Source organism: Paracoccus sp. MBLB3053, from assembly GCF_031822435.1.
In the GTDB taxonomy this organism is placed as follows: Bacteria; Pseudomonadota; Alphaproteobacteria; order Rhodobacterales; family Rhodobacteraceae; genus Paracoccus; species Paracoccus aurantius.
In genome coordinates this window covers 173,093-195,572 of record NZ_JAVQLW010000003.1, presented here as the reverse complement: position 1 = coordinate 195,572, position 22,480 = coordinate 173,093, and the positions used below count along the sequence as shown (strand labels likewise).

General features: G+C 61.3%; 19 protein-coding genes. 16 read left to right on the top strand and 3 right to left on the bottom strand.

All coding sequences use genetic code 11. From position 1 onward, the window contains the following. Positions 1-19 precede the first annotated feature (19 nt). The 4 genes from RGQ15_RS17540 to RGQ15_RS17525 are packed head-to-tail and all read left to right on the top strand — an operon-like array spanning position 20 to position 4,056. Positions 20-1,186 (top strand): fumarylacetoacetate hydrolase family protein, encoded by a 1,167-nt coding sequence (locus RGQ15_RS17540; RefSeq protein WP_311161977.1) that lies wholly within the window; start codon positions 20-22, stop codon positions 1,184-1,186. 1 nt (position 1,187) lies between these two features. After that, complete coding sequence (locus RGQ15_RS17535; RefSeq protein ID WP_311161976.1) at positions 1,188-1,727, top strand: TRAP transporter small permease; 540 nt, start codon at positions 1,188-1,190, stop codon at positions 1,725-1,727. Then, positions 1,724-3,001: a TRAP transporter large permease gene (locus RGQ15_RS17530; protein WP_311161975.1), complete on the top strand. Its 1,278-nt coding sequence runs from the start codon at positions 1,724-1,726 to the stop codon at positions 2,999-3,001. Before RGQ15_RS17535 ends, RGQ15_RS17530 begins: the two co-directional genes overlap by 4 nt. A 41-nt stretch (positions 3,002-3,042) precedes the next feature. Next, on the top strand, positions 3,043-4,056 hold the full coding sequence (locus RGQ15_RS17525; RefSeq protein ID WP_311161974.1) for a TRAP transporter substrate-binding protein: 1,014 nt from the start codon (positions 3,043-3,045) through the stop codon (positions 4,054-4,056). Positions 4,057-4,141: 85 nt separating this feature from the next. Here RGQ15_RS17525 and RGQ15_RS17520 read toward each other — a convergent pair whose 3' ends face one another. Then, positions 4,142-5,479: a sigma-54-dependent transcriptional regulator gene (locus RGQ15_RS17520; RefSeq protein ID WP_311161973.1), complete on the bottom strand. Its 1,338-nt coding sequence runs from the start codon at positions 5,477-5,479 to the stop codon at positions 4,142-4,144. Continuing rightward, entirely contained in the window at positions 5,476-7,164 is a 1,689-nt protein-coding gene (locus RGQ15_RS17515) for a sensor histidine kinase (protein WP_311161972.1), read from the bottom strand. Before RGQ15_RS17515 ends, RGQ15_RS17520 begins: the two co-directional genes overlap by 4 nt. Positions 7,165-7,379: 215 nt before the next feature. Here RGQ15_RS17515 and RGQ15_RS17510 point away from each other — a divergent pair, with 215 nt between their 5' ends. Together RGQ15_RS17510 and RGQ15_RS17505 are read left to right on the top strand one after the other, a co-directional pair. After that, a complete protein-coding gene (locus RGQ15_RS17510) occupies positions 7,380-8,747 on the top strand; it encodes a dicarboxylate/amino acid:cation symporter (protein WP_311161971.1) in 1,368 nt (455 codons plus the stop codon). Between the two features lie 128 nt (positions 8,748-8,875). Next, complete coding sequence (locus RGQ15_RS17505) at positions 8,876-10,507, top strand: acyl-CoA dehydrogenase family protein (protein ID WP_311161970.1); 1,632 nt, start codon at positions 8,876-8,878, stop codon at positions 10,505-10,507. Here RGQ15_RS17505 and RGQ15_RS17500 read toward each other — a convergent pair. Continuing rightward, a complete protein-coding gene (locus tag RGQ15_RS17500) occupies positions 10,484-11,413 on the bottom strand; it encodes a LysR substrate-binding domain-containing protein (RefSeq protein ID WP_311161969.1) in 930 nt (309 codons plus the stop codon). The genes RGQ15_RS17505 and RGQ15_RS17500 overlap by 24 nt on opposite strands. 104 nt (positions 11,414-11,517) lie before the next feature. Between RGQ15_RS17500 and RGQ15_RS17495 the strand changes: the two genes are divergently transcribed. The 10 genes from RGQ15_RS17495 (at position 11,518) to RGQ15_RS17450 (ending at position 22,453) form a co-directional block, all read left to right on the top strand. After that, positions 11,518-12,462 (top strand): choline ABC transporter substrate-binding protein, encoded by a 945-nt coding sequence (locus RGQ15_RS17495; RefSeq protein ID WP_311161968.1) that lies wholly within the window; start codon positions 11,518-11,520, stop codon positions 12,460-12,462. A gap of 19 nt (positions 12,463-12,481) precedes the next feature. Then, a complete protein-coding gene (gene betC, locus RGQ15_RS17490; protein WP_311161967.1) occupies positions 12,482-13,996 on the top strand; it encodes a choline-sulfatase in 1,515 nt (504 codons plus the stop codon). Between the two features lie 253 nt (positions 13,997-14,249). Beyond that, entirely contained in the window at positions 14,250-15,764 is a 1,515-nt protein-coding gene (locus tag RGQ15_RS17485) for an ABC transporter substrate-binding protein (RefSeq protein WP_311161966.1), read from the top strand. Positions 15,765-15,831: 67 nt separating this feature from the next. Beyond that, a complete protein-coding gene (locus RGQ15_RS17480) occupies positions 15,832-16,773 on the top strand; it encodes an ABC transporter permease (protein ID WP_311161965.1) in 942 nt (313 codons plus the stop codon). Positions 16,774-16,783: 10 nt separating this feature from the next. Then, entirely contained in the window at positions 16,784-17,644 is an 861-nt protein-coding gene (locus tag RGQ15_RS17475; RefSeq protein ID WP_311161963.1) for an ABC transporter permease, read from the top strand. 2 nt (positions 17,645-17,646) lie between these two features. After that, on the top strand, positions 17,647-18,756 hold the full coding sequence (locus RGQ15_RS17470; RefSeq protein WP_311161961.1) for an amidohydrolase family protein: 1,110 nt from the start codon (positions 17,647-17,649) through the stop codon (positions 18,754-18,756). Continuing rightward, positions 18,753-19,766 carry an ABC transporter ATP-binding protein gene (locus RGQ15_RS17465; RefSeq protein ID WP_311161960.1) on the top strand — a complete coding sequence of 338 codons (1,014 nt, stop codon included), beginning with the start codon at positions 18,753-18,755 and terminating at the stop codon, positions 19,764-19,766. The genes RGQ15_RS17470 and RGQ15_RS17465 overlap by 4 nt, the downstream gene beginning before the upstream one ends. After that, positions 19,759-20,733 carry an ABC transporter ATP-binding protein gene (locus RGQ15_RS17460; RefSeq protein ID WP_311161959.1) on the top strand — a complete coding sequence of 325 codons (975 nt, stop codon included), beginning with the start codon at positions 19,759-19,761 and terminating at the stop codon, positions 20,731-20,733. Before RGQ15_RS17465 ends, RGQ15_RS17460 begins: the two co-directional genes overlap by 8 nt. Next, positions 20,730-21,221: a RidA family protein gene (locus tag RGQ15_RS17455; protein WP_311161957.1), complete on the top strand. Its 492-nt coding sequence runs from the start codon at positions 20,730-20,732 to the stop codon at positions 21,219-21,221. The genes RGQ15_RS17460 and RGQ15_RS17455 overlap by 4 nt, the downstream gene beginning before the upstream one ends. Next, positions 21,218-22,453 (top strand): aminotransferase class V-fold PLP-dependent enzyme, encoded by a 1,236-nt coding sequence (locus RGQ15_RS17450; RefSeq protein WP_311161955.1) that lies wholly within the window; start codon positions 21,218-21,220, stop codon positions 22,451-22,453. The genes RGQ15_RS17455 and RGQ15_RS17450 overlap by 4 nt, the downstream gene beginning before the upstream one ends. Positions 22,454-22,480: the final 27 nt, after the last annotated feature.

Genomic DNA, 22,480 nt, shown 5'->3' with positions numbered 1-22,480 from the left:
TACGAGAAGGGAGGTTGCATTGACTTCGACGCAAGTATTGACGGCTGCCGGGATTCTGCCGGAAGATGCCGATCGAGCCATCCTTGTCGGACGTGTGTGGTCCGATGCCGCAGGTGGCCCATGTCCGGTGATCCTGAGAAACGAACGCGTTCTCGACCTGAGCGGAATTTCCGCGACCGTGTCGGGGTTGCTCGAATTCGACGACCTGCTCGACCGTCTCGGCACGCCCGATCTTCCAGATCTGGGCCATCTCGACGCGTTCCTGAACGGCGAGGCAGGCCGCCTGCTTGCTCCGGTCGATCTGCAATCGATCAAGGCCGCAGGCGTCACGTTCGCCGATAGCATGCTGGAACGCGTGATCGAAGAGCAGGCACGCGGTGACGCTGGTCATGCCGAGGAAATCCGTGCCCGTCTTGCCCCGGTGATCGGGGAAAACCTGCGTGGCGTACAAGCAGGGTCCGAGAAGGCACAGCAGGTCAAGACCCTGCTGCAAGAAATGGGTCTCTGGTCGCAATATCTCGAAGTCGGGATCGGCCCGGACGCAGAGATCTTCACGAAGGCCCAGCCGCTTTCGTCGGTCGGTTGCGGCGACAAGGTTGGCCTGCACCCGATCTCGGAATGGAACAACCCCGAGCCGGAAGTGGTTCTGGTCACCCGCTCGGACGGTCGGATCATCGGCGCGACACTCGGCAATGACGTGAACCTGCGCGATGTCGAAGGCCGCTCGGCGCTGCTGCTGGGCAAGGCCAAGGACAACAATGCGTCCTGCTCGATCGGGCCGTTCATCCGCCTGTTCGACACAGACTTCACCCTTGATGTGCTGGAAAAGGCCGTCGTTTCGCTGCTCGTCCAGGGCGAGGACGGCTTCGTCATGAACGGCGAAAGTCCCATGGAAGCGATCAGCCGCAAGCCGGCGAACCTGGTGGCGCAGATGCGCAACCGCTCGCATCAATATCCCGATGGCGCTGTTCTGTTTCTGGGCACGATGTTTGCCCCGGTCAAGGACCGCCGCGGCAAGGGCCAGGGCTTCACCCACGAAATGGGCGACCGGGTCGAGATCTCGACGCCGCGCCTGGGTCGGCTGGTCAATTGGGTAGATCGCTCGGATGCATGCCCCGAATGGGATTTCGGCGCGCGCGAACTGCTGCGCAACCTCGTGAAGCGCGGCCTGGCTGAAAGGATCTGAGATGGTCAGGGCAGCAATCAACCTGTTTTACCGCCTGCTTGACGTGCTGCTCTGCGTCCTGATCGGGGGCATGGCGCTGATGGTCTTCGTCAACGTCGTTCTTCGCTATGCGATGAATTCGGGCATCCCCGTCACCGAGGAATTGTCGCGTTTCTTCTTCGTATGGCTGACCTTCATCGGCGCGGTGGTCGCGCATCGTCACAATCTGCATATGGGCATGGAAACCTTTGTCGCCATGCTTGGTCGCAAGGGCCGGATGCTTGCGATGGGGCTGTCTGACCTCTTGATCATCGGCTGTTCGGCGGTCCTGTTCATCGGCACATGGAAGCAGCTTCCGATCAACATGAGCATGTCCGCCCCGGTATCCGGCATACCAATGGGATGGGTCTACGGGACCGGGCTGTTCACGGCCACCTGCATCATTCTCATCACGCTCGAACGCTTTCTGCGGCTCTTGACCGGCAAGGTTTCGGACGCTGAGATTGCCGCCTTCGCGGGTGAGCGGCACAGCGTCGAAGAACTCTCGGAGCGCGCTCTATGACCCTCGTCGTCTTTATCGTCTCGCTCCTCGGCGCCATGGCGATCGGAGCACCTGTCGCCTTCGCGCTCATGTTCTGCGGCGTCATTCTCATGAGCTACATGGGGATGTTCAATACCCAGATCATCGCTCAGAACATGATGATCGGGGCGGATACCTTCACCCTGCTCGCCATTCCCTTCTTCGTCCTTGCGGGCGAGCTGATGAACGCAGGCGGGCTGTCCAAGCGCATCATCGACTTCTCGATCGCTTGCGTCGGCCATATTCGTGGCGGGCTCGGTTTCGTCGCGATCTTTGCCGCGATCATCATGGCCTCGATCTCGGGCTCGGCCGCTGCCGATACCGCAGCATTGGCCGCGATCCTGATCCCGATGATGGCCAAGGCCGGCTATAACGTGCCGCGCTCGGCGGGCCTGATCGCCGCAGGCGGCGTCATCGCACCGGTGATCCCGCCCTCGATGGCCTTCATCGTATTCGGCGTCGCCGCGAACGTCTCGATCTCCAAACTGTTCATGGCTGGCATCGTGCCGGGCGTTCTGATGGGCCTCGTGCTCATGTTCACATGGGTGGTCGTGGCCGGGAAGGACAATGTCGAAACCCTGCCGAAGGCAAGCTGGGGTGAGCGTGGTCGCGCTTCGGCCCGCGCGGTCTGGGCACTTGGCATGCCGGTCATCATCTTGGGTGGCATCAAGCTGGGCGTCGTGACCCCGACCGAAGCCGCGGTTGTCGCCGCGTTCTACGCGCTGTTCGTGGGCCTGTTCGTCTATCGCGAACTCAAGATCACCGAATTGCACCTGGTGCTGCTTTCCGCCGCGCGCACCACCGCCGCGATCATGTTCCTGGTCTGCGCAGCGCTGGTATCGGCCTGGCTGATCACCGCAGCGAACATTCCGGCCGAAATCACGTCATATATCGAGCCGCTGATCGATCGCCCGAAACTGCTGATGCTGGCGATCATGATCCTGATCCTCATCGTCGGCACGGCTCTGGACCTGACCCCAACCATCCTGATCCTGACGCCGGTCCTGCTGCCGATCATCACCAAGGCAGGCATCGATCCGGTCTATTTCGGCGTGATGTTCATCATGAACTGCTGCATCGGTCTGCTCACCCCACCCGTCGGCGTCGTGCTGAACGTGGTCAGTGGCGTGGGGAAGGTTCCATTGGGCCGGGTGATTGTCGGGGTCTTGCCCTTCCTGATCGCCGAGGTCGCGGTCCTGCTCCTGCTCGTGCTGTTCCCCCAGATCATTCTGGTGCCGGCGAGCTGGTTCTATTGATCAACCGTTTTACCGCTTTTCCATCAAATGGGAGGATCCACATGAAAAGCTCCGCAATCAAGGCAGTCCTGCTTGTCTCAACCGTATTCGGTGCGGCCACCCCCGCCATGGCGGAATTCAAGTCGCGCAACTTCAAGGTGTCGAACGGCATCAATGAAGACCATCCGGTCAACAACGGCATGAAGGCCATGCAGGCGTGTCTTGACGACAAGACCGGCGGGCAGATGAAGATGACGGGTTTCTGGGGCGGCGCACTTGGCGGCGACCTGCAAGCGACCCAGGCCCTGCGCTCGGGCGTGCAGGAAGCCGTCGTGACCTCATCCTCGCCGCTCGTGGGCATCGTCCCGGCGCTTGGCGTCTTCGACCTGCCGTTCCTCTTCCGCAGCAATGAGGAAGCCTATGAGGTGATGGACGGCGAGTTCGGAGATTTCCTGAACGAAAAGCTGGACGAAGCCGGGCTCGTCAACCTCGCCTATTGGGAAAACGGCTTCCGTAACGTGTCGAATTCGAAGCGCCCGATCACCAAATGGGAAGACTTCGAGGGCATGAAACTGCGCGTGATGCAGAACAACATCTTCCTCGACAGCTTCTCGAACTTCGGTGCGAACGCGACCCCGATGGCCTTCGGCGAGGTTTTCTCGGCGCTGGAAACCAAGGCGATCGACGCTCAGGAAAACCCCTATGTGACGATCGACACCTCGAAGTTCTACGAGGTGCAAAGCTACGTGAGCGAAACCAAACACGCCTACACGCCGTTCCTGTTCCTGTTCTCGAAAGCGATCTTCAACACCTACTCGCCCGAAGAACAGCAGGCGCTGCGTGACTGCGCGGCCGTCGGCCGCGACGAAGAACGCAAGGTTATCCAGGACCTGAACAAGGCCTCGCTGGCGAAAATCGAGGCTGCTGGCCTGGAATTCAACACGATCGACCCGGCCGAGCAGGAGCGCATGCTCGAGAAATCGCAAGTGGTCTACGAAAAGCACAAGGCCGAGATCGGCGAGGAAGTCGTCGATCGGGTCCAGAAAACGCTCGAAGAAATTCGCGCAAAGAACTGATCTAAAACGGCTGTTCTGCGGCCTCATTTACGTTTCAGATCGGCGCCGGGGGATCGGCGCCGATCTTTTTTTGCACAGGTACCGCTCAGGTCCGGGTTCTGCGAAACTCCACAGGCTTGATCCCGTGCCGCGTCAGCTTGTCGTAAAAGGTCTTCCGCGCCAGCCGCAGCCGGGACATGGCGGCCGTCGCATTGCCCTCGGCCAACCGAAGGGCATCCCGGATCAATTCGGCCTCATATTCGGCAACAAGATCGGTCAGCCCCTGACTCTCTGCACCCGAAGCCGACGGCTCGAATGGCGATAGTCCCAGCGCATGATGTTCGGCAAAATGCCGCAATTCGCGCAGGTTGCCCGGCCAGCCATAGGCCGACAGTCGGGCCTTGACCTCGCCGGTGATCGGCCTCACCGGCAGGTCCATCCGTGCGGCCACGGAAAGCAGGAAATGCTGAAACAATTCCGGAATATCCTCGCGCCGCTCCGCCAATGGAGGCAGGGTCAGGGTGATCCCGGACAAGCGATAGAACAGGTCGCTGCGAAACGAACCGTCTTTCATGCACTGTCCAAGATCGGCGCGACTTGCCGCAATGATCCGGACATCCAAGGGGCGAGGGCCGGTTGCCCCCGTTGGCACAAAAGCCTTGTCCTCGATCAGTTCGAGAAGACGCGCCTGCAAGGCCGGCGACAGGGCTTCGACATCATCGAGGTAAAGCGTTCCCCGATGCGCCCGCTCAAGCTGGCCCGCGATCCTTTGGCCGCGTCCGGCGGCCTCGCTCCCCCGCATTTCGCTGTCGAATCGAGCTTCGTCGAGCGTGGCGCAGGACACCCGGACGAAATTGCGAGCAAGCCGCTGGCTTTGCCGGTGGATGGCCCGCGCAACCGTCTCCTTTCCCGACCCTGTCGGTCCAAGGATCATCACGTCACCTTCGGCCCCGCCAAGCCGCTCGACCGTTTCACGCAGATGCATCATGAAGGCACTTTGCCCGATCAGCCGGGTTTCGCTGGCCGATCGCTCATGTTGCAGTCGGCGAAGATTGCGATTTTCCAGCACCAACGCGCGCGCCGAAGCGGCCCGACCCAGCGCCGCGATCAGCGAGCCCCCTCCGATCGGCTTCGTGAGAAAATCGTAAACCCCCTGCCTGAGCGCCGCCACCGCCATCGGGACATCGCCATGCCCGGTCAGCAGAATGACAGGCAATTCCGGATCGATGGCATGGATGCGTTCGAAAAGCTGAAAGCCGTCCATTTTCGGCATGCGGACATCGCTTAGAACAATCCCCGGCCAGTCGGTTCCGAGATCGCGCAGCGCCGCATCGGGTTCAGTAAAGGCTTCGGCGCGAAAGCCTGCAATCTCCAGCGATTGGACCTGTGCTGCCAGCAGGTCTGGATCGTCATCGACAAGGCGGACAAGGGGCATATCGGTCATTTGGCCATCCGAAGATCAAGGTGGAAGGTCGCCCCCTGACCGGGGCAAGGCGGCTCGGCGGTCAGCTCGCCCCCGAAATCGCGCGCAATTCCTTGGGAAATCACCAACCCCAATCCAAGCCCTTCTCGTTTGCTCGTCGCAAAGGGGGTGAACAGATGCGCAGCTATTTCCGGTGAGAGGCCCGGCCCGTTATCCGAAACCGTCACGCGAACGCGGTCATCGGTCATGGAAAGAGCGATCCGAAGCTCGGCATCAACTTGCCCCGCGAGCGCTTCCTGAGCGTTCTGGATCAGGTTGACGAGGATCTGCTCAAGCCTGACGGTTTCCGCCTGCACCCGCAATCGCGGTGGGACCGCTGGCAGCATGATCTTGATCCCCTCTGCCCGACGACGGCTGGCGACAAGCAGCAAAGCCGCGTCGAGCGCCTCGCCCAGTGGAACCGCCCCAATCTCGCCTGTCGCCTTGCGAGCGAAGCTGCGCAACTCGGTGATGATCTGGGCGATCCGGTCCGACATTCGGATGATCTGGCCAAGGTTTCCGTCGAGGCGCGCGCCCTGACCGGCCGAAAGCATCTGCTGCCCGTTTTCAGCCAAGAGCCGGATGGTCGCGAGTGGCGAGTTCACCTCATGCGCGACCCCGGCCGTAATCTGGCCCAATGTCGCAAGCTTGTTGGCCTGCACCATTTCCCCTTGCAGCCGGACCAGGCGTTGCTCCGCCGCCCGTCTTTCGCGCATTTCTTCGGAAAGTGCGTGTGTCCGCTCGTCGACTGCCCGTTCCAGATCCGCTCGGTAGAGCCTTTCCGTCTCTGCCCTGCGGGCTGCACGCGTTCTTGCCCGAACGGCCCAGACCGCGCCGGCAAGTGATAGCGTCAGAAGAAAACCGACCGTCCCGGCCGCCAGGGCTGCCGCCTGGTTTGCCCCGGCGGGAACCGCGCGGGCGATCAGGCGCCAATCCGCCCCGGAAACAGGAAGCTCGACCACCACCTCGGCACCCTTGGCGGGCAAGAGCGGCTTGAAACGGCGGTCCGGCTGACTGGTCAGGATCACCTGCCCGGCACCGTCAACGACAAGGATATCCTGGGCCGAGCGTCCCCAGTTCTGCTCGACCCCGTCGAATTCGACCTTTACCACCACGACGCCCAGTTGCTCTTCCCCGCTCACCACGTCATGGGACAGGTAAAGTCCGGGACGCTTGCTGACTGTCCCCAGGGCGAACTGCGTTGCCTCGCCCCTCAGCAGGGCCTCGCTGAAATATTCCCGAAAGCTGTAGTCAAGCCCGACGAAACTGACGGTCTCGTCCCAGTTCGAAGCCGCGATCGCGACTCCCTCCCGATCAAGCAGATAGATGACGGCGCTGTTTGTCTGATCGCGCAATCGGTCGAGCTTGATGGAAACCCGCGCGACGTCCGAGTCGAGCCTATCAACCAGCGCATCGCGAATGCCACTGTCATCCGCAAGCACAGCAGCAACGGCGCGTTGCTTTGCAAGGATGCTTTCCAGCGTCTGAATCTGAGTGCGGGCCGCCCCTTCCAATTGCCGGGTCTGTAGATCGATCCCCCTTTCACGCACGATCCAGAAGGTCAGCGCGAGTATGCAAAGGCAGGCGATGATGGCAGCGGTGACCGGCAGCACATACAAGTGCCTGGCCCGCGTCCCTGGCGCATATGCGACGCCCGAATCTTCCATCGCAATTCCTTCAGTTGGCGTCATGATCCATTGTGCGGATTTCCACACTACCACAAGACAGCTGTGTGGAAAACCGCACATGCTACGCCGCCAGATGGCAACAAAAAGCCATGTTTACAACGCATTGCAGCCATGCGTGCTAATTTTGTGCGCTGCATCCCGAAATCATATCATGGCCGTCACAATCCGTCATTCGCAGGTCGGAGGAGGCCTTTATGCAAATCGACACATCGGCTGCGCCGGGCATCCAGTCCCCGCGCCCGTTCTACCAACATCTCTATTTCCAGGTTCTATGTGCCATCGCTGCCGGAGCCCTGATCGGGCATTTCTATCCTGAAACCGGCGAAGCGCTCAAACCGCTGGGAGACGCCTTCATCAAGCTGGTGAAGATGATCATCGCGCCGGTCATCTTCCTGACCATCGTCACGGGCCTTGCCGGGATGGGCACGCTGAAAGGTGTGGGATCGGTGGTGGGAAAGGCCTTCGGCTATTTCTTCACCTTCTCGACGCTCGCCCTGGTGGTCGGGCTGATCATTGCGAATGTCATCCGGCCAGGAGCCGGCATGAACATCGACCCGGCAAGCCTCGATGCCAGCAAGGTCGCGGATTATGCAGCCAAGGCCCATGAAACCTCGATCACCGGCTTTGTCATGGATATCATCCCGACGACGATCGCTTCGGCATTCGTCGACGGAAACATCCTGCAAGTGCTGTTCGTGGCAATCCTGTTCGGGATCGGGCTGATCCTGGTCGGGGACAAGGCCAAGCCGGTCGTGACACTGTTCGAAGCGCTGAGTCACGCGATATTCCGCGTCGTCGACATTCTCATGAAGGCCGCGCCGATCGGTGCATTCGGGGCCTTTGCCTTCACGATTGGCAAGTATGGTATCGCCTCGGTCGTCAATCTCGCGACGCTGGTCGGTACGTTCTACCTGACCTCGGCCCTGTTCGTCATCGTGATCCTCGGGACCGTCTGCATGCTGAACGGCTTCTCGATCTTCCGACTGATCTCGTATCTCAAGACCGAAATCCTGCTGGTGCTGGGCACGTCTTCGTCGGAATCGGCCCTGCCCGCCCTGATGGAGAAGATGGAGAAGGCCGGATGCAAGCGCTCGGTCGTCGGCCTGGTCGTTCCGACCGGTTACAGCTTCAACCTAGACGGCACGAACATCTACATGACCCTGGCCGCGCTGTTCATCGCTCAGGCGACGAATACCGACCTGACGCTGCAACAGCAGGTTCTGCTGCTGCTGGTCGCAATGCTGTCGTCCAAGGGCGCAGCAGGCGTCACCGGAGCGGGCTTCATCACCCTGGCCGCGACACTGTCCGTGGTCCCGACCATTCCCGTCGCGGGCATGGCGCTGATCCTGGGCGTCGACCGGTTCATGTCGGAATGCCGCTCGATCACCAACTTCATTGGCAATGCCGTCGCGACAGTCGTCGTCAGCCGTTGGGAAGGCGCACTGAACCGTGAGCAGTTCGACCTGGCCCTGGCCGGTGGCTCAGATGGCGTGGTCCGTCCCGTGCGCGACCTGAATGCTGCCCCGGCCGGTTTGCAGTTGAACGAAGCCAGCGCCGACTGAATCGGAGCTTCCATTGACGATCTCAGCGCCCGCAGCCCCAGGCCTGCGGGCGCAATCCATTCCGGGTCGCGCATCCGCGCCAAGCTGCTAGGCTGGGTCGGCAACGTCGTTGCCGAAGGAGTCAGGGTATGCGCTCGATCGAAGCTCAATCGGAACTTGGCACACACCGCGTCGAAAACCAGCCATCCGAGCGGGATGACGCTGATCTCATGAATGACGATCCCGCAATCCAGGAAAGCCTGGCGGAACTTGACGACGAAACGCGACGTCGGCTTGGGAATTATGGGCGCGCGATCGGCTCGCGAGATATGCGATGGTCAGCGCGCGAGGCAAATCGCCATGGTCCCGAGCTTTTCCTTTTTGATCGGGCCGGCCGCAGGCTGGACGAGGTGCGTTTTCATCCCGCCTATCATCGCTTCATGACCATGTCTCGCTCGGCCGGCTATTCAAGCATCGCCTGGGAAGGAACGCCGCGTGGCCACAGCGCGCATGCCCTGATGGTCTATATGGCAAGCCAGGTCGAGCCCGGCCATTGCTGTCCCCTGACCATGACCTATGCCGCGATCCCAGCCCTTGCAAAAAGCGACGACTCGAAGATTCTGGCATGGCGCGACAAGCTGCTGCGGCCCAGCTATGACCCGTCGGTCGCGCCCCTTGCGAGCAAGACCGGTGCGACGATGGGGATGGCGCTGACCGAAAAGCAAGGCGGCTCGGACGTGAGGGCCAATACGACGTGGGCACAGCGGGACGGGCATGGCTGGCGTCTGACGGGGCACAAATGGTTCTGTTCGGCACCCATGTCGGACGGTTTTCTGACACTGGCTCAGACCGAATCCGGCCTGACCTGCTTTCTCGTGCCGCGATGGCTTGAAGGCGAACGCAACGGCATCCGGTTGCTGCGGCTCAAGGACAAGCTCGGCAATCGCTCGAACGCATCGGCGGAAATCGAATATCAGCAGGCGCTGGCCTGGCAAGTCGGAGACGTCGGGCAAGGGGTTCAGGCGGTCATTGAAATGATCCACCATACCCGACTGGACACCGCGATCGCTCCTGTCGGACTGATGCGCGCCGCCTTGGCCGAGGCACATCACTGGGTCAGCCATCGCAGCGCCTTCCAGCGCAGGCTCATCGACCAGCCGCTGATGCGAAACGTGCTTTGCGATCTGGCGCTTGATCTGGAGGGAAGTCTGGCACTTGGCATGCGGATCGCGCGTGCCTTTGACGGGACCAGCGCAGAGGAACGTGCTTTTGCGCGGATCGGCGTAGCCTTGGCCAAGTATCTTTCGAACAAGCTCTGCCCGATCGTTATCGGAGAAGCGATGGAGATCCTTGGCGGCATGGGCTACGTCGAAGATACACCCCTGCCGATGCTCTACCGCGAGGCGCCGTTGAACGGGATCTGGGAGGGATCGGGTAATGTCATCTGCCTCGACGCGCTTCGCACGCTGGAAAAGCTGCCACTCGCCAAAGAGATGATTGAAATGGAATTCGAGGCGGCGGCCGGACAGGACGCGATGTTTCGCCGCGCCTTGCAGGATTACTGGCGCGATTGGCCCTCTGTTCCGGAAGCCGGACAGGCCAGGGCCTTTGTCGAAAAGACCGCGCTCTTGCTTTCGGCCGCGGCGCTGATCCAATCCGCCCCCGAAGGAATTACAGAGGAATACGTCCGGACAAGACTGTCCGAGCCAAGGGGCCGCATGCCGGGCGCGGTCAGGCTTGCCGACAGCGCAAAAATCCTAACAAGACTGGCCAGACCTTAGCGCGCTATTCGTCGTCGACCACTGATCGGCAACGCCCCGATCAACCCTGTACGAGAGAAGCCAATCGCGCAGCGGGGACGTGACCGCATTCTCGGACTTTCCTTCCAGCAGGAAATAACCCCGGTTTTGCGCTGTCAGTTCTGGACCGATTTCGATCAGCGTTCCCCTTTTCAGGTGAAAATCGACCAGGCCACGCCAGCCGAGAGCGACCCCCTGCCCTGCGCTCGCGGCCTCGATCACAAGCGAGTATGTGTTGAACCGCATGCTCGTCCCGTCCGCGGCGGGTCTTGCCTCCAGACCCGCTCGATCAAGATAGCCTGCCCAATCGAACCAAGGCGCGGGCGAAGCACTGTCCAGGTGGATAAGGTTGGCGTGGGCAAAGCCGCGAAACTCGTAGTCGGGGGCGCAAACGGGAACCACCGTTTCGGGCATCAGAAGAATCGCCTCCGCCCCCATATCTTCGCGCGATCCGAAAGCCACGGCGATATCGCCTTCTTCAAGATGGGCCAGGGCGGGACGCTGCGCAGCCACGATCTGCAGATCGAGGTCGGGATATGTCTCACGAAACTCGTGCATGCGGGGGATCATCCAGAGGGCCGAAAACGCGTAGTCGGTCAGAACACGCAGGCCGGTCTTTTCGGTACCCCGCCGAATGCGCAGGGCAAGATCGTCGACCTGCACTACCGTGCGCGAGAGAATGTCGTAAAGCCGCGCCCCCGCCTCGGTCGGCTGGACGCCGCGATGCAAGCGGTGAAGCAGCGCAACACCCAGTTCGGTTTCGGCACGACGGATCTGATAACTTACGGCGGGCTGCGTCAGGTTGAGGTTGCGCGCAGCTTCCGACAGGGTGCCGACCCGTGCCACTTCGACAAACACCCTGATCCAGCCCAGATCCACATTCCGCATGTGCCATAAACTTTCTTTATCCAGGCCATGAACAATTTCCTGCTGCACAGCGGAAAGAATCGGTCCCTAATATAAGCAACAAGAATATCTGACAGGGCATGGACATGAAACAAGAACGGATGATTTCGGGACTTCTGGCCATTCTTGCCAGCGGCCTGACCACCTTTGCCGCCCATGCGGAGGACGATACATGCCAGACGATCCGGCTGTCCGACCCCAGCTGGACCGATATTTCCGCAACAAACGGGGTCGCGAGCGCCGTGCTCGAGGCACTGGGATATCGGCCTGACGTGAAGATGTTGTCGGTGCCGATCGGCTACCAGTCGATGAAGAACAAGGAAATCGACGTATTCCTCGGAAATTGGATGCCGGCGCAGACGGCCTTCATCGAAGACCTGAAGTCCGCCGACGCGATCGAAGTGCTGAACAAGAACCTCGAAGGTGCAAAGTTTACCCTGGCGGTGCCCGACTACATGGCAGAAAAAGGCGTCAAGGACTTTGCCGATCTCGCCGCGCATGCGGACGATTTCGACATGAAGATCTATGGCATCGAACCCGGCGCGCCGGCCAATGCCAATATACAGAAGATGATCGAAGCCGACGATTTCGGTCTTGGTGAATGGGAACTTGTCGAGTCGGGCGAACAGGCCATGCTCGCCCAGGTTTCGCGGGTCGAGAAGGAAGGCAAGGGGATCGTCTTCCTTGCCTGGGCACCGCATCCGATGAACGAGCAGCACGATATCGCATACTTGTCGGGCGGGGACGATTATTTCGGCCCTAATTTCGGCGGCGCCGAGGTTTACACCCTGGCCCGAAAGGGTTGGCCGGAATCCTGCCCCAATGCCGCAAGGCTGTTCTCGAACATGACTTTTGATATCGGCATGGAGAACATCCTGATGGGCGAAATCCTGAACGGCACCGATCCCAAGGATGCGGCCGAAGCATGGTTAAAGGACAACCCTGCCGTCCTGAACGCCTGGCTTGACGGCGTGACCACGCTTGACGGGAAGCCGGCGGAACAGGCCGCGAAAGCCGCGCTCGGACTTTGAAACTCACGGAAGACAAGAAGTGACACGGCCCAACATCCTTATCCTGATGGTCGACCAGCTCAATGGGACATTCTTCCCAGACGGGCCTGCCGATTTCCTGCATGCGCCGAATCTGAGGGCCCTGGCCGAACGCTCGGTCAGGTTTGCCAACACCTATACAGCCAGCCCGCTTTGCGCGCCGGCCAGGGCAAGCTTCATGTCCGGTCAGTTGCCGCGGCGCACGCGGGTTTATGACAATGCCGCAGAGTTCGCATCTGACATCCCGACCTATGCCCATCACCTGCGCCGCGCGGGATACTACACGGGGCTTTCGGGAAAGATGCACTTCGTCGGCCCGGATCAACTTCACGGGTTCGAAGAGCGGCTGACCACGGACATCTATCCTGCGGATTTCGGCTGGACGCCAGACTATACGAAGCCCGGCGAAAGGATCGATTGGTGGTATCACAACCTCGGATCGGTTACCGGCGCCGGCGTGGCCGAGATCACCAACCAGCTGGAATATGACGACGAGGTTGCCTACCACGCGACGCGCAAGCTTTACGACCTGTCGCGGCGTCAGGATGATCGACCCTGGTGCCTGACGGTCAGCTTCACGCATCCGCATGATCCCTATGTCGCGCGCAAACGCTACTGGCATCTTTACGACGATTGTCCGGCGCTTGATCCGCAGATCGCAGCAATTCCATTCGAAAAGATGGATGCGCATTCCCGACGGCTTCTTGAAGCCTGCGACTTCCGCAGCTTCGATATCACGCCCAAAGATGTGCGCCGCGCGCGGCAGGGCTACTTCGCCAACATTTCCTATATCGACGACAAGATCGGCGAGATACTTGAAGTTCTCAGGCTGGGCCGGATGGACGAAAACACGATCATCGTCTTTGCTTCCGATCACGGCGATATGCTTGGCGAGCGCGGGCTTTGGTTTAAGATGTCCTTTTTCGAGGGGTCCGCGCGCGTGCCGCTGATGATCGCGGCGCCGGGCTGGACGCCTTCAAGGATCGACAGCCCGACATCGACTCTCGACGTGACACCGACGCTTGCGGCGCTCGCGGGGATCGACATCGAACGGCTCGCCCGCTGGACGGATGGCGAAGACCTGACAGGGCTGGCACTTCATCGAATTGAACGTGGCCCGGTGGCGATGGAATACGCCGCCGAAGGCTCCATCGCCCCCTTGGTCGGCTTGCGGGATGGGTCCTACAAACTGACGCTCTGCGAAGCCGACCCGCCCATGTTGTTCGATCTGGATACCGACCCGGACGAACTTCAAAACCTTGCCGCATCATCCGCGCACGCCGAAACGTATGAGCGTCTGATGGCAATGGCCAATGCGAGATGGGATCTTGGCGCCTTCGATGCAGAGGTGCGCGAAAGCCAGGCGCGACGCTGGGTCGTTTATGAGGCTTTGCGAAACGGGGCTTATTTCCCCTGGGACTTCCAGCCGCTTCAGAAGGCTTCCGAGCGCTACATGCGCAATCACATGGACCTGAACGTGCTTGAAGACAATCAACGCTACCCCCGTGGTGAATAGCGACTCCGACCTGATTCCCAGTGGTCGCTGGGACTGTCGGACTGGCGACCAAAACCGCGCGCAACACTGACCACCGAAAATTTCTCCATCGTTCAGCCGCCCTTGCAATCCCGCAGGGCGGCTGAATGCCATTCCGCGTCTCTCTGCCCTGCGCGGGAGCGCACGACAAGGACGGCAAGACAGTTGACAGCTCGGCGAATCCCGCACTAATCTTTCTCAATAAGAGACTATATTACATAATAAGGGAGGTCGCATGAATAAGCTACGCAATCTGGCGCTTGCCGCGCTGCTCTCAGGAACCGCGCTTTCACCCGCACTCGCCGAGACGCTCGAGGTAGCGATCATTGGTGAACCGCAGACACTGGACCCGATGATGTCGACACAGGATGTTGTGAGCATCGTCACGCAGCATTTCGTCGAGACCATGTACACTTTCGACAGCCAGTGGCAGGTAGCCCCACTTCTCGCAGAGGCGCTTCCAGAGATTTCCGAGGACGGAACGCTCTACCGCATCTCGCTGCGTCACGACATCACCTTCCACGACGGCTCAACGCTGGACAGTGCCGATGTGGTGGATTCGCTCAACCGCTGGCTTTCGGTCGCGACGCGGGGCAAGGGCGTGGCCGAACAGGTGGAATCGATCACCGCCCCTGACGCCCACACCGTCGAGATCAAGCTTTCACAGCCTTACTCGCCGCTGCTGTCACTTCTGGCCTTCTCGAACTCTGCCGCCGCGATCTATCCGCAAGAGGTGATGAAGGATGGCGACCTGACCGCCATCGTCGGAACGGGCCCTTACAAACTGGTCGAGCACAAGCCGGACCAATACATCTCGCTTGCCCGGTTCGAGGGGTTCGTGCCTCGCTCGGAGCCGAGCAGCGGAAATGCAGGTGGACGCAAGCAGGTCCCCGACGAAATCCGCTTCGTCCCGGTCCCCGATCCCAGCACCCGCGTCGAAGGCCTGCTTTCAGGTCAGTTCGCTTATGCCGATGCGCTGCCGGTCGAGGCATTCGACCGCGTATCGGCATCAGACAAGGCCGAGCCGGTCCTGCTTCAGGATTTCGGCTGGCCGGTCTGGGCGATCAACCACAAGGCCGGTCTGTTGACCGATGCGAATATCCGCAAGGCATTGCAGGCCGCGCTTCCGATGGATGACATGATGTTCGCGGCCTTTGGGGATGACAAGTTCTTCAAGGTCGATGGTGCGATGTATCCCGAGGGCTGGCCCTGGCGGAACGAAACCGAAGTCGGGCTTTACAACCAGAACGACCCCGAGACAGCCGCAGAACTTCTGAAGGCCGCGAATTACGATGGAACGCCGCTGCGCATCCTGACCTCGCGGCAGTATGAGTTCCACTTCAAGATGGCCGAGATCGCGAAAATGGCGCTTGAGCAGGCTGGCTTCAAGGTCGAGATGAATGTCGTGGACTGGGCGACGCTGGGCCAGCAACGCAACGACCCCGCCCTGTGGGATGTCTACATCACACATTCGCCCTTCCTGCCCGAACCTGCGCTGACCGACCTTTACGCCCCTACCTCGCGGTTGGGTTGGTCGAACCCGGAAAAGGATGAGATCCTTCAGCAGTTCACGGCCGAGACCGACATGGCCAAGCGACAGGATCTGTTCGGAAAGCTGCAGGGACAACTGCTTTCCGATGTCGGCTTCATCAAGATCGGCAACTTTGCCTCGCTACACGGCAAGGCCAAGGGATTGCACGGCGTCGATCCCTCGCCCTGGCCCGCCTTCTGGGGCGCGGGCGCCCAGTAATGCCTGTCATCCGGGGGGCACGATCCCGCCCCCCGGTCTGAACAACCGTTCTTACGGAAGGCCGCACATGGTCCAGTACATCGCCCGAAGACTGGTCGGCATGGTGACCGTCATTTTTCTTGTTCTGACAATCGCCTTTGTCATCGTCCGGCTTGCGCCGGGTGATCCCGCGGCCTTGCTGCTGGGCCCCGAGGCATCGGTGCAGGACGCGATAGACCTGCGCCAGAAGCTGGGTCTGGACCGACCGATCCTGGTCCAATATGCGAGCTTTGTTCTGAACGCGCTCCGCGGCGATCTGGGAACCTCGATCTTCTTCAACCAACCCGTGACGCAGGTTCTTGCCGACCGTGCAGAACCGACGGTTTTTCTTGCGCTTTTCTCGATCATCTTCGCCGTCGTCATCGCAACCCCGATCGGCATCTTCGCCGCTTACAGGCGCGGCTCCTTCCTTGACCAGGCGGCAATTTCCGCAGCGATGCTGGCGGCCTCGATCCCCTCCTTCTGGATGGGGTTGATCCTGCAAAGGCATTTTGCCACGACACTTGGCTGGTTCCCGGCCTCGGGCTATGGCGGACCGGATGCGACCTTCCTTGAACGGATGCATTACCTGCTTCTGCCCTCGCTCGTGCTCGGCATCGTCAATTCGGCACTGATCCTGCGCTTCACCCGTGCGTCGATGCTGGACGTTCTGGGTGAGGATTACGTGCGCACCGCGCGCTCCAAGGGGATGGGTGAGCTGCGCGTCGTGTTGCGCCACGCGCTGAAGAACGCGGCCATTCCGATCATCACCGTCGTTGGCCTGACATTCGCCCTGCTGGTGTCGGGGGCGGTGGTCACCGAACGGGTCTTCAACATTCCCGGAATGGGCAACCTGGTGGTCAACGCCGTCCTTCGCAGGGATTACCCCGTGATCCAGGGCACCCTGATCGTGGTTGCGACGCTTTACGTCATCATCAATCTTGTCGTCGATCTGCTTTACGCGGTCATCGACCGCCGTGTGAAATACTGAGAGGCAAGCGATGGCCAACACTTCCATTGCCAATGACGAGCCCGGCTTTCTGCGCCTTCTGCTGGCAAGGCGGACGGTCCTTATCGCGCTGATCCTCTTTCTGCTGATCGCCGGAGCATGCCTGCTTGCTAACCTGACCGCGCCTGCAGATCCCTCGCGCATGTCGGTGCGCGCACGGCTTTCTCCACCTTCCGCTACCTACCTGCTCGGCGCCGATGCCTATGGCCGGGACGTGTTTTCAAGGCTGCTTCATGCCGGTCGGATGTCGCTCATGATCGGGCTGGCTGTGGCCGGACTTTCGACCGTGATCGGCGTTACACTTGGGCTTCTGGCAGGGTTCGTCCGCAAGCTTGACGCACCGCTGTCACGGCTCGTCGATGCCATGATGGCATTTCCAGACATTCTGCTGGCAATCGCGCTTGTCGCTGTGATGGGTGGGTCGGTCCTGAGCGTGATCGTGGCGCTTTCCATCGTCTATTCGCCGCGCTTTGCCCGGATCAGCCGCGCGATGACGCTGGTCATCCGCGAATTGCCTTTTGTCGAGGCCGCCCGCGCGCTGGGGTCATCGACCGGTTACATCATTCGCAACCACGTCGCCCGCAACATCATCTCTCCCGTGATCGTGCAGGCCACCTTCATCTTTGCCTATGCCATGCTGGCCGAGGCCGGTCTGTCATTCCTGGGAGTTGGGGTCAGCCCAGAAACGCCCACCTGGGGCACGATGATCAATGAGGGTCGCCAATATATCGATCAGGCTTCCTTCCTGATCTTCTTTCCGGGCATCGCGATTTCGATCACCGTGCTCGCGCTTCAGCTCATTGGGGACGGGTTGCGCGATGCGCTCGACCCCCGCCTTGCCAAGGACCTCTGACCATGCCGTTGACCCTCACGAATTTCCGCGCCGTCGAATTGCCGGGCCTGCCCGGGACGATCCATGTCGGCGACGACGGACTGATCCGCCCAGAAGCCCAGCCGGGTGCCGAGATCATCGATTGCGAGGGCGCGTTCCTGTCACCTGGCTGGTGCGACCTTCACACCCATATCTGGCATGGCGGCACGGATATATCGGTGCGGCCCAGCGAGGCGGGTCGTGGCAGCGGCGTAACCGCGATGGCCGACGCCGGATCGGCGGGCGAGGCGAATTTTCATGGCCTTCGCGAATACATCATCGAACCGTCTGCCGAAACGATCCGCGCCTTCGTCAATATCGGCTCGATCGGGCTGGTCGCCTGCAACCGTGTGTCCGAGCTTCAGGGCATGAGTTCGATCGACGTGGACCGAACACTTGAAGTCATCGAGGCAAACCGGGACGTCATATGCGGCATCAAGGTTCGCGCATCTGGCGTCATCGTCGGTTCATGGGGCATCACGCCCGCCAAGATCGCCAAGCGCGTCGCGGAAATCGCCAAGCTGCCATTGATGGTCCATGTGGGCGAGATGCCGCCGCTGCTGGACGAGGTGTTCGATATCCTCGGGCCCGGCGATATCGTCACCCATTGCTTTAACGGCAAGAAGGCGGGTTCGATCCGCGATACCGATGCGCTGTTCGACCAAGCCGTGCAGCTTTCCAGGCGCGGCGTGCGCATGGATATCGGCCATGGTCAGGCGTCGTTCAGCTTCGAAACCGCACGCGGGTCGATTGCGGACGGGCTCAGGCCCTGGTCGATCTCGACCGACCTGCACCTGCGCAATATCCGCGGTTCGGTCAAGGACATGCCCACCACGGCCTCGAAGCTGATGGCCGTGGGCCTTTCCTTCGGGGACACGATACGCGCGATCACCATCAACCCGCGCGAGACGCTGGGGATCACGCTAGCCCCCAGGATCGGAGACAGGGCGGATTTCACACTGTTCCGGCTCGATGACATCTCACATGAGGTGATCGACAGCCAGGGGGCGAGCCTTGTTCTTGAAAAGATGCTGGAACCTGTCGCGACCGTCCTTGGCGACAGTCACATGGCTGCGGCAAGGAGACTGGAATGACCAATCCGATTCTGCAGGTTGAAGGGCTCCGCGTCGGCTTTTCGTCGCGACGGGGTGAAGTCACGGCGCTGCGCGATGTCAGCTTTTCGCTGGCCAAAGGCGAAACCCTCGCGCTGGTCGGCGAAAGCGGTTCGGGCAAGTCGGTGTCGTCGCTGGCAATCATGGGTCTTTTGCCGCGCAATGGACGTGTGAGCGCTGGCCGCATCAGCTACACGCAGGGCGATGGCGGCACCGTTGAACTTCAATCGGCCTCCGTCCCGGCAATGCGCAAGATCCGCGGAGCCGAGATCGCGATGATCTTCCAGGAACCCATGTCTTCGCTGAACCCGCTTTTCACCGTCGGCGACCAGATCGGAGAAATGCTTCTTCTGCACGAGCATGTCGACGGGCCCACGCGACGCAAGCGTGTGCTCGAGATGCTGGAACTGGTGGAAATCCCTGCGGCAGCGACCAGACTGGACCAATATCCGCATGAACTTTCCGGCGGGATGCGCCAAAGGGTCATGATCGCACTGTCCCTGATCTGCCGCCCCCGCATCCTGATCGCGGACGAGCCCACAACCGCGCTGGATGTGACGGTGCAGGCCCAGATCCTTGATCTCATGCGCCGCCTCCAGGCCGAGATGGAGATGTCCATCCTGTTCATCACCCATGACATGGGCGTCGTCGCGGCAATCGCGGATGAGGTCGCCGTGATGTATGCCGGAGCGATTGTCGAAACTGCGCCCGCAACCAGTCTCTTCGATGCACCAAGCCATCCGTACACGCGGGGACTGCTTGCCTCGATCCCGCGCCCCCACCGCCCGCCGGGCGCGCGGCTCATTCCGATACCGGGCGCGGTCCCGTCGCTTTCGGCAATGCCGCCGGGTTGTGCCTTCGCGCCGCGCTGCGCCCTATCGGATGCGGTCTGCGCGCGCCACGTTGAGCTGCACGATATTCTGCCCCGTCATCGCGTGGCGTGCTTTCATCCCCATGCGGCTCAACTGCCGAACGAGGCGCGCCATGCTTGACGCAAAACCCGATGCAACCGCCCTGCTGCGTGTCCATGGTCTGAACAAGCACTTTCCGACGCCCAAAGGCACGGTGCGCGCTGTGTCCGACATTTCGTTCGAGATCCCGCGCGGCTCGATCACCGGGCTGGTCGGTGAAAGCGGTTCGGGGAAAACGACCCTGGGCCGGACGCTGCTGCGACTGGTCGAGCCGACGTCTGGACGGACAGAATTCGATGGCGACGATATCAATGAGATGGACCAGCGTTCCCTGCGAGAACTCCGCCGCCGCGCCCAGATCATCTTTCAGGACCCGGTCTCATCACTGAACCCTCGCATGCGCGTCGGACAGATCATCGGCGAAGGTCTGGTCGCGCATCGGATCGGCACACGCGGCGAACGTGACGCGCGGATTGCTGCGCTGCTTTCCGAGGTCGGGCTCGCTGCCGATGCGGCAAGCCGCTACCCCCACGAATTCTCGGGCGGCCAACGTCAGCGGATCGGCATCGCGCGGGCATTGGCGCTGGACCCCGAGTTCATCCTTGCCGACGAATGCGTCTCGGCGCTGGATGTTTCAATCCAGGCCCAGATCCTGAACCTGCTGCTTGATCTGCGTGAAACACGCGACCTGACGATGCTGTTCATCGCTCATGATCTGTCGGTGGTCGAATATCTCTGTGACCAGATCATCGTCATGTATCTGGGACGCATTGTCGAGATCGGCCCGGCGCGCGAGGTCTATCACGCGCCAAGGCACCCCTATACGCAGGCGCTTATATCGGCGATTCCCGAACCAGACCCGCGCGCGAAACGCGACAGGCAGGTTCTGTCCGACGACATCCCAAGCCCGCTCGATCCGCCGTCGGGATGCGTCTTCCGCACCCGTTGCCCCATCGCCGATGCGGCTTGCGCGGCCACCCTGCCGGGCCCGGTTGCCGTCGGGCCATCCCATCACAGCTACTGCCTCAAGTCCGAGGAGACTGCATGACCTTCGTTTCGCCGACAGCTACACCTGAACAGCGGCTCAATGCCCTGGGCATCTGCCTTCCCAAGGCCGCCCCCACGCCGATCGGTTCATTCCGCAACCTGCGCAGGCAAGGGAATTGCATCTATGTGTCGGGCCAGGGGCCGATCCGGGAAGACGGCACGCTCATGCGCGGCAAGGTCGGTGGCGATGTCAGCGCGGAAGAAGCTCGCGACCATGCGAGGCTGGTCGCGCTGAACATCCTCGCCGTGCTTCGCGAGGAACTCGGATCGCTTGACGAAATAGGCGGTGTCGTCAAGCTGCTCGGGCTGGTGAATGCAGAGCCGGATTTCGAGGCGCATCCGCAGGTCATAGACGGCGCCTCCGAACTGCTGCATCAGGTCTTCGGCGAAGAGGGCGTGCATGCCCGTTCGTCCTTCGGCGTTGGATCGCTGCCAAACCGCATCACCGTCGAGATCGAGGCGATCTTCGAACTGGCGCAGAAGGGATGAAGGATATGCAGGAACGTCATTTCGGCGAAAACGAAGACTGGTCGTGGCACCGCAAGCATGGATACTCGCCCGTGATCAATGTCTCTGGCACGATGACCGGGCTTGGGGCCAGCCGCGCTGCCGCCGATGTCGCGTCGGCAACTGCCGAAGCGATGGGTCATTTCCTGAAGATCCACGAAATTCAGACCCATGCCAGCCGTGTCATCGCGGCCCTGACCGGGGCAGAGGCAGGCTGCCTGACCGCTTCGGCCAGCGCCGGCATTTCACTTTCCATCGCGGGCTGCATGACGGGGCTGAACCCCGCACGTGCCGAGGCCCTGCCGCGTGATCCCGGCCCCAGATCCGAGGTCGCGGTACAAATGGGCCATCTTTGCGGCTATGGTGCGCCGATCTCGACGGCGATCGAGTTGACCGGCGCGACGGTCCGCCAAATCGGGCAATCCACTTTGGCGATGGACCACCAGCTGGAAGCCGCGCTGGGGCCAGAGACCGCCGCGGCGCTATATGTCGTTTCGCACCACGTCGTCCATTACGGCCAGATCCCGCTAAGACGCTTTGCCGAAATCTGCCATTCCAACGGCGTCCCGGTAATCGTGGATGCGGCATCCGAATACGACCTGCGGGGGTTCCTGCAAGACGGGGCCGACCTCGTGATCTATTCCGGCCACAAATTCCTGGGTGGCCCGACGAGCGGGATCATTGCCGGTCGACGTGACCTGGTGCGCGCGGCCTACCTGCAGAACATGGGGATCGGCCGGGGCATGAAGATCGGCAAGGAAAGCATGGCAGGGGCGATCCGTGCCATGGAACGATGGATGGAACGGGATCATGCGGCGATCCGCGCCGAGGAAAAAGCCGCCCTTGATCTGTGGATGTCGCGTCTGGCCGGCATGCCCGGGATCTTGCCGCGCATCGTCGCAGATCCCACACGCAACCCGCTGGATCGGCTGCAGGTCGAGATTGATCCCGCGCAGGCCGGGACGACTGCTGCGGCGGTCTGCCGCCATCTCGGCGAACTCGATCCCGCGATCATCGTCAGGGACCACGAAACCGAGCTGGGCTATTTTCAGCTCGACCCCTGCAATCTCGCGCCCGGCCAGGCCGAGATGGTCGGCGCCGTTCTGGCCGAGGTTCTGCGCGATGCGGCGTCAATCCCAGTATTGCCGGGTGACGATGATCGCGCGCGGAATGGCGGCGCGCGCGGGTATCTTGGCTGGCTCGCGGAAGCCTGAAGCTTGCAGGCAAGGTGGCGCCTCCCC

What these genes read in the sequence shown, in the direction of transcription:
- RGQ15_RS17535 (WP_311161976.1), top strand. Translation starts at nt 1,188, where the DNA reads ATGGTCAGGGCAGCAATCAACCTGTTTTACCGCCTGCTTGACGTGCTG.
- RGQ15_RS17530 (WP_311161975.1), top strand. Translation starts at nt 1,724, where the DNA reads ATGACCCTCGTCGTCTTTATCGTCTCGCTCCTCGGCGCCATGGCGATC.
- RGQ15_RS17525 (WP_311161974.1), top strand. Translation starts at nt 3,043, where the DNA reads ATGAAAAGCTCCGCAATCAAGGCAGTCCTGCTTGTCTCAACCGTATTC.
- RGQ15_RS17520 (WP_311161973.1), bottom strand. Translation starts at nt 5,479, where the DNA reads ATGACCGATATGCCCCTTGTCCGCCTTGTCGATGACGATCCAGACCTG.
- RGQ15_RS17515 (WP_311161972.1), bottom strand. Translation starts at nt 7,164, where the DNA reads ATGGAAGATTCGGGCGTCGCATATGCGCCAGGGACGCGGGCCAGGCAC.
- RGQ15_RS17510 (WP_311161971.1), top strand. Translation starts at nt 7,380, where the DNA reads ATGCAAATCGACACATCGGCTGCGCCGGGCATCCAGTCCCCGCGCCCG.
- RGQ15_RS17505 (WP_311161970.1), top strand. Translation starts at nt 8,876, where the DNA reads ATGCGCTCGATCGAAGCTCAATCGGAACTTGGCACACACCGCGTCGAA.
- RGQ15_RS17500 (WP_311161969.1), bottom strand. Translation starts at nt 11,413, where the DNA reads ATGCGGAATGTGGATCTGGGCTGGATCAGGGTGTTTGTCGAAGTGGCA.
- RGQ15_RS17495 (WP_311161968.1), top strand. Translation starts at nt 11,518, where the DNA reads ATGAAACAAGAACGGATGATTTCGGGACTTCTGGCCATTCTTGCCAGC.
- RGQ15_RS17485 (WP_311161966.1), top strand. Translation starts at nt 14,250, where the DNA reads ATGAATAAGCTACGCAATCTGGCGCTTGCCGCGCTGCTCTCAGGAACC.
- RGQ15_RS17480 (WP_311161965.1), top strand. Translation starts at nt 15,832, where the DNA reads ATGGTCCAGTACATCGCCCGAAGACTGGTCGGCATGGTGACCGTCATT.
- RGQ15_RS17475 (WP_311161963.1), top strand. Translation starts at nt 16,784, where the DNA reads ATGGCCAACACTTCCATTGCCAATGACGAGCCCGGCTTTCTGCGCCTT.
- RGQ15_RS17470 (WP_311161961.1), top strand. Translation starts at nt 17,647, where the DNA reads ATGCCGTTGACCCTCACGAATTTCCGCGCCGTCGAATTGCCGGGCCTG.
- RGQ15_RS17465 (WP_311161960.1), top strand. Translation starts at nt 18,753, where the DNA reads ATGACCAATCCGATTCTGCAGGTTGAAGGGCTCCGCGTCGGCTTTTCG.
- RGQ15_RS17460 (WP_311161959.1), top strand. Translation starts at nt 19,759, where the DNA reads ATGCTTGACGCAAAACCCGATGCAACCGCCCTGCTGCGTGTCCATGGT.
- RGQ15_RS17455 (WP_311161957.1), top strand. Translation starts at nt 20,730, where the DNA reads ATGACCTTCGTTTCGCCGACAGCTACACCTGAACAGCGGCTCAATGCC.
- RGQ15_RS17450 (WP_311161955.1), top strand. Translation starts at nt 21,218, where the DNA reads ATGAAGGATATGCAGGAACGTCATTTCGGCGAAAACGAAGACTGGTCG.